Origin of the sequence: Woronichinia naegeliana WA131 (assembly GCA_025370055.1) — a bacterium.
In the GTDB taxonomy this organism is placed as follows: Bacteria; Cyanobacteriota; Cyanobacteriia; order Cyanobacteriales; family Microcystaceae; genus Woronichinia; species Woronichinia naegeliana.
This window is the reverse complement of sequence record CP073041.1, coordinates 7,101,518-7,118,838: the sequence shown is the minus strand read 5'-3', so window position 1 is coordinate 7,118,838 and position 17,321 is coordinate 7,101,518. Positions and strand designations below refer to the sequence as shown.

The window sequence follows — 17,321 nt, the reverse complement described above, 5'->3', positions numbered from 1 at the left end:
ATATTTTTTAGAATGACAGAGAGGGCAATATTCCCTCTTTATTTTTTCAGAATATTTTCCGGCGATCGCTTTTTTCCGTTTCCTTGATTCCTATGCCCTATTCTCCCCGTCGTTATCACATTACTACCTTTGGTTGTCAGATGAATAAAGCTGACTCAGAACGCATGGCCGGTGTTTTGGACAACCTGGGAATGGAATGGTCAGAAGATCCCAATGAGGCAGATTTGATCCTTTATAATACCTGCTCGATTCGAGACAATGCCGAGCAAAAGGTCTATTCCTATCTAGGAAGACAGGCCAAACGCAAACAAGATGATCCTGCTTTAACCTTGATAGTGGCTGGCTGTGTGGCTCAACAGGAAGGCGAACAGTTATTGCGGCGGGTTCCCGAACTAGATTTAGTCATGGGGCCGCAGCACGCTAATCGTCTAGCAGATTTATTAGAGCAAGTTTTTGCCGGTAATCAGGTGGTGGCCACCGAAGGGGTGCATATCATGGAAGATATCACCAAACCTCGGCGGGAAAGTGCGGTCACGGCTTGGGTCAATGTGATTTATGGTTGCAATGAACGATGTACCTATTGCGTTGTTCCCAATGTGCGTGGCGAAGAACAGTCTCGAACCCCGGAAGCCATTCGTGCTGAAATGTCAATCTTAGGGCAACAGGGCTATAAAGAGATCACGCTTTTAGGTCAAAATATTGATGCCTACGGTCGAGATTTGCCCGGTTCTACGGCTTCGGGTCGCCATCTCCATACTTTGACCGATTTGCTTTACTATGTTCATGATGTGGAAGGCGTTGAACGGTTGCGTTTTGCCACCAGTCATCCCCGTTATTTTACTGAACGTTTGATTAAGGCTTGTCAAGAATTACCGAAAGTTTGTGAGCATTTTCATATTCCCTTCCAATCTGGTGACAATGAAATTCTCAAAGCGATGAAACGGGGTTATACGATTGAACGTTATCGTCAAATTATTGACAAAATTCGTGAATATATGCCCGATGCTGCCATTAGTGCCGATGTCATTGTCGGTTTTCCGGGTGAGACGGAAGCTCAGTTTGAAAACACCCTAAAAGTGGTGGAAGACATTGGCTTTGATCTTCTCAATACGGCGGCCTATTCTCCTCGCCCTGGTACTCCGGCTGCACTTTGGGAAAATCAGTTAACAGAAACAGTGAAAAGCGATCGCCTTCAACGCTTAAATCATCTAGTCTCCACTAAAGCCGCCGAGCGATCGCAGCGTTATCTGGGAAGAGAGGAAGAGGTCTTAGTTGAGGAGCAAAATAGCAAAGATCCTACTCAGGTAATGGGACGCACTAGAGGCAATCGTTTGACCTTTTTTGAAGGCAACATTGAGCAATTACGGGGACAATTAGTCTCGGTTAAAATTACGGAATTTCGCGCCTTTAGTTTGACAGGGAAACAGATTAATCCGCTTCAATAATCTTGATCATGCTTACTTTTCAGATTAATCATTGATTCCTCACTATCAGTCAAGCCCGTTGATCCACAAAACACACGACAAAACTACCTTGTGATAGAGTAGAATACCAGAATACCTATGTCATAAGATTTATTTCTGACACTCGTTTGACGACTATGATCACCACAAAAAAAACTTCACGGAAAAGGGATTGATCGTAATCTCTCCTTCGGAATCCTTTAAACGTAAATTACCGTTAAACTGTTTTGTAAAACTTTGGAACTTCTCAATCGCTTTAAGCTTCTGAAAGGTCAAAACCACTTGGCGATCGCCGGATTCTTTACCCCGACGTAAACTTACATTACTTAACTCTTCGGAGAGTCCAGCAAAAAATTCAATGGTAGGAAGAATATCTGGCATAGTCATAAAACGTTTAAAAAACTAAGGTTAAATAAGCAAACTACTTAGGGCTTGCTGAAAAAGTCAAAAAACGAAAGAAATGTGGGTTAGGGAAGTATGGACTGAAAAAGCATAGATAACTTATCCTTATGGAAACAAATCAAAATACAGATTTTGTTTAATCTATTGTTCCTTTCTGTCTAAAAAGGTCAACACAAATCACTCCTCACAAAAGAGAGGAAAATTAACACCATTTTTCACAAGAAAAACGACTCTACAACTTTTTACTTTTTGTCTTCTGAAGTAGAGTAGAAAGATTCATTACCAAAAAGTTCATCGCAATTACCGTTTCCGAGGTCTCAGGTAGTTTGGCCATCACTCGACCAAGACTAAATTTCCTCTTTCCCTGTCCGAATTTACCCTCAATGGCATTACGCACTCTTTCATCTGAGCGTGCCTCTTTCTTTTTTTCTTTGCTCACCTCTTTCGGCGGTCTTCCCAATCGGGGACCACTCATTCTTATATCCCTTTCTTTACAATAAGCTCGATTCGCTTTTGTTCGATAGATTTTATCCACATGAACCGATTCCGGATAACATCCTGTTTCCCTTTTATATTCTTCTATTCGCGCTTGTAAATCTCCCGATTCGTTGTAATTATCCCAACTTAATTTGTCTAAGAAGACAAAGCCATTCACATTACTTGCCGATATTTTAGCTCCAAACTCTACTGCTTTTCCCGCTTTTCCACGCACTATTGGACGCACGTGAGGTTGGCTTACACTCACAATTCTGTTTTCTACTTTATTTGTCTTTTTTTCATACATTTCTAACTGTTGCTCATACACTTTTCCTATCGTTACAAGCTCTTCTTGCTCTTTTTTCGTTAGTTTTTCTAACTTTGCTCCCTCTTCTATCATTTTTTCTATATCAGACAAGTTTCTTTTTATATATCCTAGTTGTTTTTTTGTTCCTTTTCTTCTTTCTTTTTTTGACACACGACGTTTTTTTGCTATGGCTAAGTACTCTTTTCTTGCCACTTCCCTATAAGTCCTCGGCTTTTCTTTCCTTTTCTCTTTTATTTCTTCATACAGCTTATCTATTATTTTTTCTGTTTTTTCTCTGGCATCATTCAATATTCCTATATCCGTTGGATATTTTATATCTGCTGGTGTACAAGTCGCATCTAACAATAACTTTCCTTCATTTTCTTTTTTTTCTGACGCTACACCCGTCGCTTTTTTTCTATTTCTTTATTAATTTTATTTATTAATTCCATTCCTATTTTTTTACGAAAATGAACCATCATTGACGCATTAAATGCTTCTTTGCTACTATAGCTTTCCATTCCTATAAAGTACTGTAAATAAGGGTTCTCTTTTATTTGTTCTACTGTTTCTCTGTCACTTTTTCCTGAAATTTCTTTGATAATTAATGCTCCTAATGCCATTCTAAATGATTTGGCTGGGGCTCCTTTTTTTTCTGTGAAGTTTTTTGCATATTCTTCCTCATATTCTTCCCAAAGAATCATTTTTGACATTTCTATCCAACGATTTTCTTCGTCTAACTGCCCGCCGAACAGATTTTTCAAGTTTTCTGGTGTTTCAATTGAGTACTGTTGCTTTCGGTACATCTGCTTTCTCTCTTCTTAATGCAATGGTTTTGAGGCATTCTACCCTATTTTCGTGCATTCTAGCGGTTCTTAATTCGCCTACTATTTTTCTCCGTAAAGGTTTCAGCTTTTTTCAGCAAGCCCTACTTAGAATTAGTTCCATTTTATGTTTAAATAGCCTCATTTTTTACTATCTTTGCTGTTTACTTTCTTTTGCTTGTTAAGTTATTTTGCGCTTTTACCTGCTTTTTTTTGTTAAGATATATGTCCAGTTGCCCTGCCAAGCAGTAGCGGATGCTCAAAGGAGAGAATAATCAGGTAAACTCAGGAGAGCGTTAATGCGCATAGGGTGTTTCAGGGGAAACCCATGCCCGACTTTAGTCCATTAAAATATTGTCCTAGTCAATATAACGGTGACGAGTCTAGCAAGTTAAAGCACTAGTAGCCGGGTTAAGCTCAACTAAAATAACCAGAATTAAAAACCTTCTGCTGTCGGGCAGCCAGTAGAAGTAAAGGAAAAATGCTTGTGGATTCGGTCTGATGGGGATTTAATTTCTCACCGAAGTTAAGTCTCGTTAAGAGGAGTAGAAGCAAGAATCCCCCGTTATAGTCTTTGATTTAACGGCGGGAGTGTCAATATTTTCTGTTATGTAGTAAACACAAGGAATATGCGAATTTTATTTGTCGCGGCGGAAGTGGCTCCCCTAGCTAAGGCTGGTGGAATGGGAGATGTGGTGGGATCTTTACCTAAGGTTCTACGGAAATTGGGCTATGATGTTCGCATTCTCATGCCCTACTATGGCTTCTTGCCCGATAAAATAGAAATTCCCAAGGAACCCATCTGGCAAAGTTCAGTCATGTTTCAGGACTTTTCGGTCTATGAGACGAATTTACCCAATACTGATATTCCACTCTATCTTTTTCATCATGCTGTTTTTAATCCTCGACGCATTTATCAAGGCGAAGATGAGGGTTGGCGTTTTACCTTTTTTGCCAATGGGGCGGCTGAGTTTGCCTGGAATTATTGGAAACCCGATGTGATCCATTGCCACGACTGGCATACGGCCATGATTCCGGTGTGGATGCATGAGTCTCCTGATATTGCTACGGTCTTTACCATTCATAATTTGGCCTACCAGGGGCCTGGTCGCGGTGCGTTAGAACAAATTACCTGGTGTCCATGGTATATGCAGGGCGATAATGCGATGGCCGCAGCAGTCCAATTTGCCAATCGGGTGACAACAGTTTCACCAACCTATGCCCAACAAATTCAAACCCCTGCCTATGGGGAAAGAATGGAGGGTTTACTATCTTTTATTAATCAAAATTTAGTGGGTATTCTGAATGGCATTGATACAGAAACCTATAACCCGGCCACTGATCGCTATATCACTAATAATTTTACGGTAGAGACCCTTGGCGATCGCCTTAAAAATAAGATTGCTCTCCAGGAAGAAACGGGGCTAGAAGTGAATCGGGGTGCTCTATTGATGGGCATGGTAACGCGCCTAGTGGAGCAAAAAGGCATTGATCTTTTGATCCAGATGTTAGATCGCTTTATGGCCTACACTGATGCTCAGTTAATTGTGCTGGGAACCGGCGATCGCTACTACGAAACCCAACTTTGGGAAATGGCCTCTCGTTTTTCGGGACGGATGTCCGTGCAATTGCTTCATAGTGATGCTCTATCCCGCCGAGTCTATGCTGGCACAGATGTCTTTTTGATGCCTTCCCGCTTTGAACCCTGTGGTCTGAGTCAATTAATGGCCATGCGCTATGGTTGCATTCCCATTGTGCGACGGACAGGCGGTTTAGTGGATACCGTTTCTTTCTATGATCCAGTCAATGAAGCGGGAACAGGTTACTGTTTTGATCGCTACGAACCTCTAGATTTTTTTACTGCGATGGTACGGGCTTGGGAAGGTTTTCGTTATAAAGATTATTGGCGTAAACTGCAAGAACGGGCCATGAAAATGGACTTTAGTTGGTATCGTTCAACAGAAGAATACGTCAAGATTTATAAGGATATTAAGGGTCAACCCCCAGAATTAAGTCCAGAAGAGGCAGAAATCCTTAAACAATTAACCCTGGCCTATCAATAGCTTTTCCAAGCAGATCACATTTTTATTTAGAGTTTAGGGGCGATCTATCCGAATTTTAGTCCCTTGATTTTTGATACATATTTATTCACAAAAAACTGAATCGTTAAATCAATCAGAGGGGTTTCCAGCCCTTTTGAAATTTACCCATACCATGAGAGGAGCAAGATTTAATCCACGAATACCGACAGAATGCGCTACTATACGCTAGAATGGAAGCGTCGAATTGAGGGATTTATTATCGCAAAATATGTTAAACCCAAAACCGCAGCAGGAAGGCTCGGAGTCCTCGTCCGAACCCTGGTTAAATGGGAGCAGGAAGGGAAAATCCAAGCAATTAAAACCTCGTCAGGGCAAAGGCGATACGACACTGAATCCTACACAGGGAAATAGGTTGAGCCAACTAGAGCTACCGTTATTTACGCTCGTGTCAGCAGTAGGGGACAATCCGAAGACCTCTCAAGACAAGTCGCCGTCCTCCAAGAAAAATACCCGCAAGCGGAAGTCATCAGCGAAATCGGCGGAGGACTCAACTTCAAAAGGCAAAAACTTACAGCCTTATTGGAACGAGTCATGTCTGGAGATGTCGCAACAATTGTGGTCGCTAACAAAGATAGGCTTGCCCGATTTGGATTTGATTGGCTTGACTGGTTCTGCCGAAAGTTTGGATGCTCAATCGTGGTTCGATAGGGAGACAAATCTCTCTCCTGAAGCCGAGATGGTTGAAGACATCCTCGCCATTCAACCTTGTTTCTCAAGGCGATTATACGGACTCGGAAAGTATAAAAATCAGAGCAAGAAAGATAAAAGTCTATCCCAGTCTGGAGTTGAAGAAACAGTGGAATAAATGGATGGCGGCTTGTCGTTATTGCTTTAATCAAGCTATTGACTACCAAAAGAAAAATGGCAGGATTGGCAAGGGAAAATTAAGAAATATCATCATGCAATCCAATCTTCCTGAATGGGTAAAAGACACCCCTTGTCATATCAGGCAGAATGCCATTTTTGATGCTCACCAAGCCTATACTGCCAGTAGGGATTGTAAGTATAGAAGTTGTAAAGCTCCTAGACAAACAATCAAGTTTAACAACTGCAATTTCAGTAAAGGAACATGGTATACATTGCTAACAAAGGGGCTTGGTTTTATTTCTTCAGAAGCAATTCCTGATGTTAGTCTTTATGCAACTCAACTAATTAAGGATAAGTCGGGTAACTGGTTCTGTATTTTTCTAGAAGAAACAAAACCGATACCCCAGCCGGAAAATCGCATTATTGCTCTTGACCCAGGAGTAAGAACTTTTCTGACAGGATTTGATGGACAAAACTTCCTAGAAGTCGGTTCATCAGATATGGGACGAATCAACAGGCTATGTAAGTATCTTGATGACTTAATGAGTCGAATTAGCCTGTCAAAAGTTGCTAAAGAACGACAAAAGATGAGAAGGGCAGCCTCTCGGTTACGAGGCAAGATTCGTGACTTAATTGATGACTGCCATAAAAAAACAGCAAGTTACTTAGGGCTTGCTGAAAAAGTCAAAAAACGAAAGAAATGTGGGTTAGGGAAGTATGGACTGAAAAAGCATAGATAACTTATCCTTATGGACTGGACAGTGGGAAGTTCTCGAGGCGTGTAAGTGGAGAAAAGAAAATCGGACATCCGATACAAAAGAGTGCCGTTATGTCCGAAACTGGCTGATATAAGAAAATCGATAGCCAGTGCTATCTATCAATTATGCAACTATGTCAGCGACTAGAGCAAATCCTCAATAATCTCCGTCCAGCCTTTAGCCGAGAAGCAACGTTCCAATGGTTTATCCTGTTAGTCTGGGGAGTAGTGCTCAACAGCCAACCCAGCGCAATAACTAGCTATGTCAATGCCATTGGCTGAACAGAGAGCTACTACAATCAGGCTCTACATTGGTTTGATTCCAAGGCGTTTAGGGTCGAAGGACTAACTTTACAATGGTCAAAGTGGCTAAGTCAGCATGAAAGTCTATACAGAATTAAAGGGAAACGGGTGTATGTGGGTGATGGCATCAAAGTGGGGAAAGAAGGACGCAAGATGCCAGGTGTAAAACGACTACACCAAGAATCGGAAGATGTGTCCAAGCCAGAGTGGATAAGGGGTCATTACTTCAATGCCTTGAGTATTTTGGTGGGAGTAGGGAAAGCCTGCTTTGCCTTGCCCTTAGTGTTGCGGCTAGACGATGGCATCAAGTCCAAAGCAACCGAGAAGGGGGAGGGAAAAGGCAAAAAAAAGGTGAAGACGAGCCTGGTGACAAAAATGGCTGACCTTTGTGTTACTTACGCAGAGGCAGGGAGTTATGTAATTTTGGATGCTTATTTTGCTTGCGAACCAGTGCTCAAAAGTTTTCGCCAGAACGCCTTGCATCTAATCACAAGAGTGCGTTGCTCCACCGTCGCCTATGCCCCCTTTTGTTCCGTGCCGACGCTGACGGGGAGAGGACGACCACGGATTTGGGGGAGTTCGATAAAACTAGAAAAGCTGTTCGCTCTGGCGGCGGACTTTCCGACAGCTAAAGTCTGGCTCTATGGTCAACAAGTCACGGTTTCTTATCAGTGCTTTGAGTTCCACTGGGATAGTCCCCATCAGCTCGTCAAGTTTGTTCTGACCCAATTGCCTAACGGACGACGACTGATTCTGCTTTCTACTGATCTCTGTTTGACTGGACCTGAGATTATTGCCGCTTACGGTCTCCGATTTAAGATTGAAGTCACTTTTCGTCAATTAGTCCATCTTTTGGGCAGCTTTGCCTATCGTTTTTGGCTTAAGAGTCTTCCTACTTTACCTACCTGGCCCAGCAATCTTATCCTCAGTGACTATCCACAAGCTGTTCAGACTCAGATTTTAAACAAGGTAGAAGCCTTTGAGCGTTTTGTTAACCTTAATGCCATTGCTTTAGGGCTACTTCAAATTCTCGCCTTAGAGTTACCCCAGGGGATTTGGGCTAATTTTCCTCGATGGTTTCGGACATTACCATCCCATGGCTACCCTAGTGAACGGATTGCTCAACTAGCCCTTCAACATCAAGCCCAAATGATTTTTCCTCAAAGTCCACCCAGTCTGCTTTTGCCTAAATTCCTTACCGCTAAACTTGCCTCTTCCCCAAGCCCTGATATGCTTACTTTCGTCGCATAGTCATTACCTTATCTGGCATCCATAAACTTCCCACTGTCCAGTTATGGAAACAAATCAAAATACAGATTTTGTTTAATCTATTGTTCCTTTCTGTCTAAAAAGGTCAACACAAATCACTCCTCACAAAAGAGAGGAAAATTAACACCATTTTTCACAAGAAAAACGACTCTACAACTTTTTACTTTTTGTCTTCTGAAGTAGAGTAGAAAGATGCATTACCAAAAAGTTCATCGCAATTACCGTTTCCGAGGTCTCAGGTAGTTTGGCCATCACTCGACCAAGACTAAATTTCCTCTTTCCCTGTCCGAATTTACCCTCAATGGCATTACGCACTCTTTCATCTGAGCGTGCCTCTTTCTTTTTTTCTTTGCTCACCTCTTTCGGCGGTCTTCCCAATCGGGGACCACTCATTCTTATATCCCTTTCTTTACAATAAGCTCGATTCGCTTTTGTTCGATAGATTTTATCCACATGAACCGATTCCGGATAACATCCTGTTTCCCTTTTATATTCTTCTATTCGCGCTTGTAAATCTCCCGATTCGTTGTAATTAGGGCTTGCTGAAAAAGTCAAAAAACGAAAGAAATGTGGGTTAGGGAAGTATGGACTGAAAAAGCATAGATAACTTATCCTTATGGAAACAAATCAAAATACAGATTTTGTTTAATCTATTGTTCCTTTCTGTCTAAAAAGGTCAACACAAATCACTCCTCACAAAAGAGAGGAAAATTAACACCATTTTTCACAAGAAAAACGACTCTACAACTTTTTACTTTTTGTCTTCTGAAGTAGAGTAGAAAGATTCATTACCAAAAAGTTCATCGCAATTACCGTTTCCGAGGTCTCAGGTAGTTTGGCCATCACTCGACCAAGACTAAATTTCCTCTTTCCCTGTCCGAATTTACCCTCAATGGCATTACGCACTCTTTCATCTGAGCGTGCCTCTTTCTTTTTTTCTTTGCTCACCTCTTTCGGCGGTCTTCCCAATCGGGGACCACTCATTCTTATATCCCTTTCTTTACAATAAGCTCGATTCGCTTTTGTTCGATAGATTTTATCCACATGAACCGATTCCGGATAACATCCTGTTTCCCTTTTATATTCTTCTATTCGCGCTTGTAAATCTCCCGATTCGTTGTAATTATCCCAACTTAATTTGTCTAAGAAGACAAAGCCATTCACATTACTTGCCGATATTTTAGCTCCAAACTCTACTGCTTTTCCCGCTTTTCCACGCACTATTGGACGCACGTGAGGTTGGCTTACACTCACAATTCTGTTTTCTACTTTATTTGTCTTTTTTTCATACATTTCTAACTGTTGCTCATACACTTTTCCTATCGTTACAAGCTCTTCTTGCTCTTTTTTCGTTAGTTTTTCTAACTTTGCTCCCTCTTCTATCATTTTTTCTATATCAGACAAGTTTCTTTTTATATATCCTAGTTGTTTTTTTGTTCCTTTTCTTCTTTCTTTTTTTGACACACGACGTTTTTTTGCTATGGCTAAGTACTCTTTTCTTGCCACTTCCCTATAAGTCCTCGGCTTTTCTTTCCTTTTCTCTTTTATTTCTTCATACAGCTTATCTATTATTTTTTCTGTTTTTTCTCTGGCATCATTCAATATTCCTATATCCGTTGGATATTTTATATCTGCTGGTGTACAAGTCGCATCTAACAATAACTTTCCTTCATTTTCTTTTTTTTCTGACGCTACACCCGTCGCTTTTTTTTCTATTTCTTTATTAATTTTATTTATTAATTCCATTCCTATTTTTTTACGAAAATGAACCATCATTGACGCATTAAATGCTTCTTTGCTACTATAGCTTTCCATTCCTATAAAGTACTGTAAATAAGGGTTCTCTTTTATTTGTTCTACTGTTTCTCTGTCACTTTTTCCTGAAATTTCTTTGATAATTAATGCTCCTAATGCCATTCTAAATGATTTGGCTGGGGCTCCTTTTTTTTCTGTGAAGTTTTTTGCATATTCTTCCTCATATTCTTCCCAGGGAATCATTTTTGACATTTCTATCCAACGATTTTCTTCGTCTAACTGCCCGCCGAACAGATTTTTCAAGTTTTCTGGTGTTTCAATTGAGTACTGTTGCTTTCGGTACATCTGCTTTCTCTCTTCTTAATGCAATGGTTTTGAGGCATTCTACCCTATTTTCGTGCATTCTAGCGGTTCTTAATTCGCCTACTATTTTTCTCCGTAAAGGTTTCAGCTTTTTTCAGCAAGCCCTACTTAACAAAAAAATATCCAGCTATCTTGCTGCCAAAGTTTGAAACGTCAGAAATGACCAATCGTTCCAAGCGAAAAATCAGAAGTAAAACTGCCCGACAAATGTTGACCTGGGCGCATTATCGGTTCAAACAAGTCCTTAAAAATAAAGCTGAGTTAAGTGGCTGTCAGGTGTTTGACGTGACAGAAGAATTTACCAGCAAAACTTGTATGAAATGCGGACATATCCACACAAAACTAGGTGGTTCTAAGGTTTTTCGATGTCCCGTTTGTGACCACGTTATTCCACGCGATTGGAATGGTGCTTTGGGTATTATGCTCAAGGCTTTGTCGGGTACGACCTTCACTCTCAGTAACGAGGGTGATGCTATTGTTGCAAAATGCGGTAATATATCGCTTTCTGTCGCATAAATGTATCAGCTTAATTGCCTTTACCAAGAGTGGGGGTTACGACTCTTTTGCAGCTCTGTTACCCACCTTATTACCCTCAACGCTGATTATCTGGGGCGAAGAGGACAAAATTTTAGGAACAAAAGCGGCTACCAAATTCCAACAAAGGATTCCCCAGAGTCGATTATGTTGGATTCCTGAATGTGGCCATGTTCCCCACTTAGAAAAAGCAACCGAAACGGCAACAGCAATTCTCGATTTTATTACCTGAAAATTGGCAAAAAAAGAAAGTATTGCCTTTTGAGCATGATCATGATCATATTTGGATCTTAAAAAAAATAAATATTCCGAAAAATATTAGAGAAACTTTAGCAATTTATTCTCCTATTCCTTGGATTCTAAGGAAGATATACCATCCAAAACAGTGATTTTGTGAAGATTGAGTTTTACCGTAATCCTCATTTTTTGCTATAATAGTTGGATAATCAGGATTGTTATTTTATAAAAATGTCTTTTTTAACACTAGCCAGCGAATTTTCTCGAACTTACTGTATTTCGATCTGTGCTTTCCTCGTTCCAGCCATCTTAATCACAACCCTGCAATCTTTACTTTTTGTTGTTTTTCAGCGTCGCCGTTTATCTCTTACCCTATCTGTTAGCTTAGATGTTCTACTTACGGGTTTAATGCTTTTCCATGTGGGAACTTGGTTCATTATTGGCGTGGTTACGCCCGTTACCTTCATTTTACTGACCCTCTCTTTAAGTTGCTTCGGTTTAAATAGCTGGCTCTGGTTGCGCTTTGGTCAACGGGATCTGACGGAGAGATTTTTTGCTTAAGGGTTCTCATTTTGGTTGAGTCGGATTGGGAAAGATTGCACAATTTTAATTCCTCCATAGGCGATCGCGATCGCCCAAAGACTTAACACAATAGCCATAGGTGTAATTCTTGCGATCCAAAGACCAATCAGTATCATTCCCAGTAAATTAGCTAAAAAAAGTAGGCTCTTTTCCATATTCGGCTTTTCTTGAATGGGATTTGCCTGAACAGGATCAATCTGAATATGGACAATCGCATTAAACCAAACCTGGCTACCTAAAACGAAGAGAATGCCAATCCCTAAATATTGAGAAGCTAAATAAAAACCCATTAATTCAATAATAATGGTACTAATTGTTACCCAATAAAAACGGGTAAGACGCGGATCGAGGGTTTGGTTTTTGACCATTGCAATCTGTTCTAAATCGACTACGGCCATTCGAGCCTGATCGATCGCCAAAAGAAATAAACCGAGGGCCAACGGGTGCGACCTTTAGTTGATAAAAGCTGTTGTAATCAGGGTTCTACAGGGAACCCATATTGATCAAGTTTTGCCCAAAATTGACTCCATCGTTCCTTGGTCAATACCAAAGCTCGTAGGCTCAAAATAATTCCTGCTCCTTTTTCCTTCCATCGCATCCCTGAACAACATAATCGTTGTTTGACCAACGTCTTACAAGCTGCTTCCGTAACACCTGAACCAATCGGATACTTTTTCTCTATGTATTCAGCATAATCCATTTGATGCTGATGATTCTCGTAATAAGTAATCGCCGCTTGTAGTTTCTCGGTAAGATTCTTAGAATGACTTTTTTCTTCTTTGACTTCTTTCATCAGATTTAGCAGTTCTCCTGCTTTTCCTTTTTCATGCTTGAGTTCTCGACAATTTTCAGTCAACCATTCTTTTTGTTTTGACACGGTATTCGGATGCAACGCTTCTGCCAAGGCACCTAAGTAACCAGAGGCATGATAGAAATCTAATATCTGTTCTTCCGTTTGCTTTTCTAAAAACTTCCAATTTGATTCTGCCCCGTCTGCTATCCCGACCAATGTTGCCTCTGGATAACGGTTTTTCGCTCGCTCAATTTCTCTTTCTAATCTTTCTAGAAAACTCTTTTTTCCATACTCTGGTGCCGCACCTAGATAGATTGTATGTTGACGTTCGCCTTCACTATCGTATAGGGAAACGGTTCCCACCATTGCTTCACGGTAGCCATCCTCACACATCAGCATACAGGTTCCATCTAATCCTATTCCCACTGTTGCAATTTGGCTATCCTCCTTGGGCGGGGCATAACTCCACGCTTCTTCTTTTGCCTGTACCACACTTCCTACTGCTTCACTCAATCTTTGGATATAGGATAGCGCTACTTTTCTACCATGATTTTCTAATAAATCATTTTTCACCTCTTTGCCTGCCATCCCTGACATTTTTGAGGATACCTGTTTTGCCAATAATGGCGTTGATGTTATGATTATCCTTGCTTCTCTTTCTAAGGGGCAATACGTTTTTCCTCCTACTGAACGCTGATATACATGACGATTCACTATAACCTCACCATAAGGTGTTTGATATTCTTTCGGTTGCTCTCCCTTACTCTTCCAGATTTCTTCACCGATTTTTAAGGGTGAACCATCTGTATCTAAATATTTCAAGGCTTCTTTGCTGGCGATGCAACCTACTTCGTTTAAGCCTTTTTGAATATTTATTTCTGTATCCAACATTGAACGACTGAGTTCTAATGTTAGTTCTATTTTTATCTTTGAACCCTCTACATTAATTAGTTTTGCTGTCATCATTGTTTCCTCTTTGTCACTTTTCATCCCATGTTAACACTTTTCTTTTCCTTCATCAACTAAAGGTCACACCCGGGCCAACAATTGATGGTGAAGGGGTTGGGGCGTAAGGACTTGACCCAAAATACCTAGAGAAGCAGGAAAAAAGAGCGCGAACATGAGCCAAGCAATATAGGTCATAGAAAGGATTAAAGACTGTCAACAAATCATCAAGATGGATTTCCCTGTTATTGTAAAGGATGGATGACCTTATTTAAATGTTTATTAATGATAGCGACTCTCTGTCGATTCAAATAATTATCGAATTTTCTCCATTGTTTGCTAATTCTGATAACGAGAATTAAAGTCAATTTCTTATTTCAAGAAACACAATCCCTCAGTCCCCAGATTCGGTCTAGATTTAGCCATTGCACGAATATTGCACAAGTTTGAACGGATAAGTTAAACTGGGTATGAGTTTAAGATACTGTCAAATCCTCTATCCTGGTTTCCTGTCCCTGTCAGCACCCCGCACTGAAGTGACGGCGGCTCTCGTGCCTCTAACTGAAGTTAGCTGACCAGCCTAAGTTCTTCGAGGACTACGTTATCTGAGTCAAGATACCCACGAATGCGTCGCTAGTTTGTGGCTCTATCGTCAACTATTAAACAGTTTTACGAGGGGTAAGACAGTGTAGTTGACCTAACAAGCTCAGATATACTCTGAACGGGTTGGAGCTTGACTTTTTGAAAATACCAGAAAGCCTTGTCAGCTATGGATTTCAGTTTTTTCTTAGAAGTCCATTTCTTAGCCGTTTAGAGTATAACATTGGCGAAGCGAACCTTACGTCGTACAGGATAGGCGGACTTCAGCTTAGAAGTGAGATAGGAACTGTACCTCTTCCTGTCTCCCCCTTTATGGGGAATAAATTCCCGATCTGCGTTTTTCCTCTCAGGTCTGAAGACGCTGAGTTTCCAAACTCCCATTTTTTCCTTATGAAGAATCCCGAAGGGTTGCTGCGGCCAATTTACTCCCTAAGTGACGCACTCAATCGTTGTCAAACTCTGGGAATGCGGGTCAGTCGGCAAAGGCGTTTTATTTTAGAGTTGCTTTGGCAGGCCAAGGAACATCTTTCAGCCAGGGAAATCTATGATCGTCTGAACCAGCAAGGTAAAAACATTGGCCATACTTCGGTTTATCAGAATTTAGAAGCATTATCGAGTCAAGGAATTATTGAGTGCGTGGAACGTTGTGATGGTCGGCTCTACGGCCACATTAGCGATTCCCATAGTCATATTAATTGTTTAGATACCCAGCAAATTATCGATATTCATATTGAATTACCCCCCGATCTTCTAGCGACCATTGAGGCTCAAACCGGCGTTAAGATTACAGACTATCGTATTGATTTTTTTGGTTATAAAGAGCCATTGCCAACGCTGCCAAACAAGGCTTTCAATTTACGTTAAGTTCATGACGATTAACAATTCCTTCAATTTCTAAGTTAGTCTTTTAACGAACGCTATTTCTTTTCTGGCTAAAATCTGTGAGCGATCGCCCTCTTACACTATTGTTGGTTGACGAAGACCCAATTTTTCGGTTGGGGTTGGTGACAGCCTTGGCAAATCAGACCCAGGTGCAGGTTATAGGTCAAGTCGATAATGCCCAAGCGTTATGGGAGCAATGCAAACATCAAGTTCCCGATCTGGTTCTTCTCGATCCGCTTTTTCTCCACAGTTCTACTTCGGGTTGGGAACTTTGTCAGTCGTTGCGTCGTACCTATCCCGATCTTAAAATTTGTTTATTAACTGCCAGTCTGGACTATTCTCAGTTATTAAAGGCTAAAGCCAAGGGCATAGAAGGTTATTTTCCCAAGGGAACGGCGATCGCCCGCATTGTCACCGGTCTGGAGAAGATTTATCAGGGAGAAACGGATTGGCTAGATGCTCCCACTACCTCCCCTCGAACCCCACTGTCTCCTCAATATCGGTGGTTATTGCCATTTTTTCAATCCGGCTTAGGGCAAATTGATCACCATTTAACAGCCGTAGAAGAAGTTCTGGAGCAAACGACCCTTTCTGGTTTTGATCAACTCTTTTGGTCTGGACGCAAACGAGAACTACAAACCGCTCAATGGTTAGTCAAACATCTGATGCCTGCCTCTTTACGGTGGCAAACCCAACAGTTAGCAGTTTCTTTCCCCTATTCCCCTCCTTCCCCCTCTTCCCCCTCTTCCCCGTCTCCTCCTCTACTTTCCAACTCATCCATTATCGAAAGCTATAACTCCTCCTCTTTCCTCATTCAAAAAACCTACGCTAACCTGCAAATTTTAACGAGAAATCTGACTTCAACACCCTTAGAATTAGATATTTTACAGGATTTAAAACGTCAGGAATTATTGCTATTGGTCTTAAATCAGGTTCAAACAGTGGTGAGGGAACTTCAGGCTCTAGAGATTACACCAGAGCAGTTACCTGATAATTTTAGTCCGATGTTAGTGGAAATCTGGCAAACGGTTACGCTGTCTTTCTTTGGTAAATACTGTAGTCCCAAAAGTTCCTATCGTCTTGATACGATTCAAGCAATTTTAACCCCTTATCGAGAATTGATTCAAACAGAAAGTTTAAATAAAATCCCCTTTGTTGCTGAAATTCTGCAATATTTATTGTTTACAGAGACATCAGAAACATCAGGGATCAGTTTGAGTAGTGAACCAGAAAATGGCCAAGCCAAGCCTTTTGAAAATTTGAGTCGTCTGGAATTATATCTTCATCATTTAATTGTGCAGTTAGCCAATAGTGTTATGGTGTTTATCTTAAATTACTTTTCTGATAATGAAGAAATTAAACAAACCCTTTATCAAACGGATTTATTATCCTCACGGGAAATTGCTAAATTTCGCAATAACCTCGCCTGGCATTATCAACTGAACCGATATTGGCTAGAACCCACCAATATTTTTGAAAGTCACTATCAACTGTTTTATTTTTCGCCCCAAGGCATTGCCCTCACCACCGTTTATTCCCCTCGACAAGCGGAATTAGCCCAGTTGCAAGGTTTGGCTAGAACGGTGACGTTACTACTGGAATTACGAGATGCCCTTTCACCCCGACTGCGATCGCTCGTTAAATTTTTAGGCAAGGGTTTTGTGTTTGCCTTGACCCAGGTGATTGGTAGAGCGATCGGATTAATGATTAAGGGCATTCTTCAGGGAATTGGCAATAGTTGGCAGGAAACCCGTTACAGCCGCAGCCGCAGCAGTAATTTTGATAAATTCTGACAGGTTAAGAAACAGTAATCGTTTTTCTCTAGACAGACAGGGGGGAGGTTATGTGTTATTGTCAACGCAACTTCCAGAAAATCACTTCTAGAATCCTGTCTTTATAACGTTGCGCCCGTCCAGACT

The 17,321-nt window shown here is 41.0% G+C and carries 13 protein-coding genes and 4 pseudogenes; 11 read left to right on the top strand and 6 right to left on the bottom strand.

From position 1 onward, the window contains the following. The first annotated feature begins 92 nt into the window (after positions 1-92). Positions 93-1,445 (top strand): tRNA (N6-isopentenyl adenosine(37)-C2)-methylthiotransferase MiaB, encoded by a 1,353-nt coding sequence (gene miaB / locus KA717_36175; protein UXE60843.1) that lies wholly within the window; start codon positions 93-95, stop codon positions 1,443-1,445. Positions 1,446-1,604: 159 nt separating this feature from the next. Here miaB and psb28 read toward each other — a convergent pair whose 3' ends face one another. Both psb28 and KA717_36165 read right to left on the bottom strand, forming a co-directional pair. Further along, positions 1,605-1,844 (bottom strand): photosystem II reaction center protein Psb28, encoded by a 240-nt coding sequence (gene psb28, locus KA717_36170; GenBank protein ID UXE60842.1) that lies wholly within the window; start codon positions 1,842-1,844, stop codon positions 1,605-1,607. Positions 1,845-2,118: 274 nt separating this feature from the next. Then, positions 2,119-3,455, bottom strand: a pseudogene (locus KA717_36165) (IS5 family transposase). Positions 3,456-4,102: 647 nt separating this feature from the next. Here KA717_36165 and glgA point away from each other — a divergent pair. The 5 genes and pseudogenes from glgA (at position 4,103) to KA717_36140 (ending at position 8,693) form a co-directional block, all read left to right on the top strand. Next, a complete protein-coding gene (glgA, locus tag KA717_36160; protein ID UXE60841.1) occupies positions 4,103-5,536 on the top strand; it encodes a glycogen synthase GlgA in 1,434 nt (477 codons plus the stop codon). A 222-nt stretch (positions 5,537-5,758) separates the two neighbouring features. Then, positions 5,759-6,380 (top strand): annotated as a pseudogene (locus tag KA717_36155) (IS607 family transposase). 4 nt (positions 6,381-6,384) lie between these two features. Then, the gene (locus KA717_36150) at positions 6,385-7,122 is read left to right on the top strand and encodes a transposase (GenBank protein ID UXE60840.1); all 738 of its coding nucleotides are present in this window, start codon (positions 6,385-6,387) and stop codon (positions 7,120-7,122) included. Positions 7,123-7,265: 143 nt separating this feature from the next. Then, on the top strand, positions 7,266-7,421 hold the full coding sequence (locus KA717_36145) for a hypothetical protein (GenBank protein UXE60839.1): 156 nt from the start codon (positions 7,266-7,268) through the stop codon (positions 7,419-7,421). A 129-nt stretch (positions 7,422-7,550) separates the two neighbouring features. Further along, a complete protein-coding gene (locus tag KA717_36140) occupies positions 7,551-8,693 on the top strand; it encodes a transposase (protein UXE60838.1) in 1,143 nt (380 codons plus the stop codon). 168 nt (positions 8,694-8,861) lie between these two features. On the opposite strand, the pseudogene KA717_36135 reads toward KA717_36140, so the two are convergent. After that, a pseudogene (locus tag KA717_36135) lies at positions 8,862-9,245 on the bottom strand (transposase). Positions 9,246-9,473: 228 nt separating this feature from the next. Further along, positions 9,474-10,811: pseudogene (locus KA717_36130) on the bottom strand (IS5 family transposase). A 225-nt stretch (positions 10,812-11,036) separates the two neighbouring features. Between KA717_36130 and KA717_36125 the strand changes: the two are divergent. The 3 genes from KA717_36125 to KA717_36115 all read left to right on the top strand — a co-directional run bounded on the left by KA717_36125 (position 11,037) and on the right by KA717_36115 (position 12,161). Further along, on the top strand, positions 11,037-11,345 hold the full coding sequence (locus KA717_36125) for a transposase (GenBank protein UXE60837.1): 309 nt from the start codon (positions 11,037-11,039) through the stop codon (positions 11,343-11,345). Further along, a complete protein-coding gene (locus KA717_36120; GenBank protein ID UXE60836.1) occupies positions 11,299-11,595 on the top strand; it encodes an alpha/beta hydrolase in 297 nt (98 codons plus the stop codon). The genes KA717_36125 and KA717_36120 overlap by 47 nt, the downstream gene beginning before the upstream one ends. A gap of 236 nt (positions 11,596-11,831) precedes the next feature. Beyond that, positions 11,832-12,161: a hypothetical protein gene (locus KA717_36115; GenBank protein UXE60835.1), complete on the top strand. Its 330-nt coding sequence runs from the start codon at positions 11,832-11,834 to the stop codon at positions 12,159-12,161. On the opposite strand, the gene KA717_36110 is transcribed toward KA717_36115, so the two are convergent. Beyond that, positions 12,158-12,622: a hypothetical protein gene (locus KA717_36110; GenBank protein UXE60834.1), complete on the bottom strand. Its 465-nt coding sequence runs from the start codon at positions 12,620-12,622 to the stop codon at positions 12,158-12,160. The two genes, KA717_36115 and KA717_36110, sit on opposite strands and share 4 nt — an antisense overlap. Before the next feature lie 35 nt (positions 12,623-12,657). After that, positions 12,658-13,938: an ISKra4 family transposase gene (locus KA717_36105; protein UXE64888.1), complete on the bottom strand. Its 1,281-nt coding sequence runs from the start codon at positions 13,936-13,938 to the stop codon at positions 12,658-12,660. A gap of 972 nt (positions 13,939-14,910) precedes the next feature. Here KA717_36105 and KA717_36100 point away from each other — a divergent pair. Together KA717_36100 and KA717_36095 are read left to right on the top strand one after the other, a co-directional pair. Beyond that, positions 14,911-15,384: a transcriptional repressor gene (locus KA717_36100; protein UXE64887.1), complete on the top strand. Its 474-nt coding sequence runs from the start codon at positions 14,911-14,913 to the stop codon at positions 15,382-15,384. 140 nt (positions 15,385-15,524) lie between these two features. Then, complete coding sequence (locus KA717_36095) at positions 15,525-17,195, top strand: DUF3685 domain-containing protein (GenBank protein ID UXE60833.1); 1,671 nt, start codon at positions 15,525-15,527, stop codon at positions 17,193-17,195. The last annotated feature ends 126 nt before the right edge of the window (positions 17,196-17,321 follow it).

Coding starts and splice junctions, on each gene's coding strand:
- psb28 (UXE60842.1), bottom strand. CDS start 1,844: ATGCCAGATATTCTTCCTACCATTGAATTTTTTGCTGGACTCTCCGAA.
- miaB (UXE60843.1), top strand. CDS start 93: ATGCCCTATTCTCCCCGTCGTTATCACATTACTACCTTTGGTTGTCAG.
- KA717_36150 (UXE60840.1), top strand. CDS start 6,385: ATGGCGGCTTGTCGTTATTGCTTTAATCAAGCTATTGACTACCAAAAG.
- KA717_36145 (UXE60839.1), top strand. CDS start 7,266: ATGCAACTATGTCAGCGACTAGAGCAAATCCTCAATAATCTCCGTCCA.
- KA717_36120 (UXE60836.1), top strand. CDS start 11,299: ATGCTATTGTTGCAAAATGCGGTAATATATCGCTTTCTGTCGCATAAA.
- KA717_36105 (UXE64888.1), bottom strand. CDS start 13,938: ATGACAGCAAAACTAATTAATGTAGAGGGTTCAAAGATAAAAATAGAA.
- glgA (UXE60841.1), top strand. CDS start 4,103: ATGCGAATTTTATTTGTCGCGGCGGAAGTGGCTCCCCTAGCTAAGGCT.
- KA717_36115 (UXE60835.1), top strand. CDS start 11,832: ATGTCTTTTTTAACACTAGCCAGCGAATTTTCTCGAACTTACTGTATT.
- KA717_36125 (UXE60837.1), top strand. CDS start 11,037: ATGTTGACCTGGGCGCATTATCGGTTCAAACAAGTCCTTAAAAATAAA.
- KA717_36100 (UXE64887.1), top strand. CDS start 14,911: ATGAAGAATCCCGAAGGGTTGCTGCGGCCAATTTACTCCCTAAGTGAC.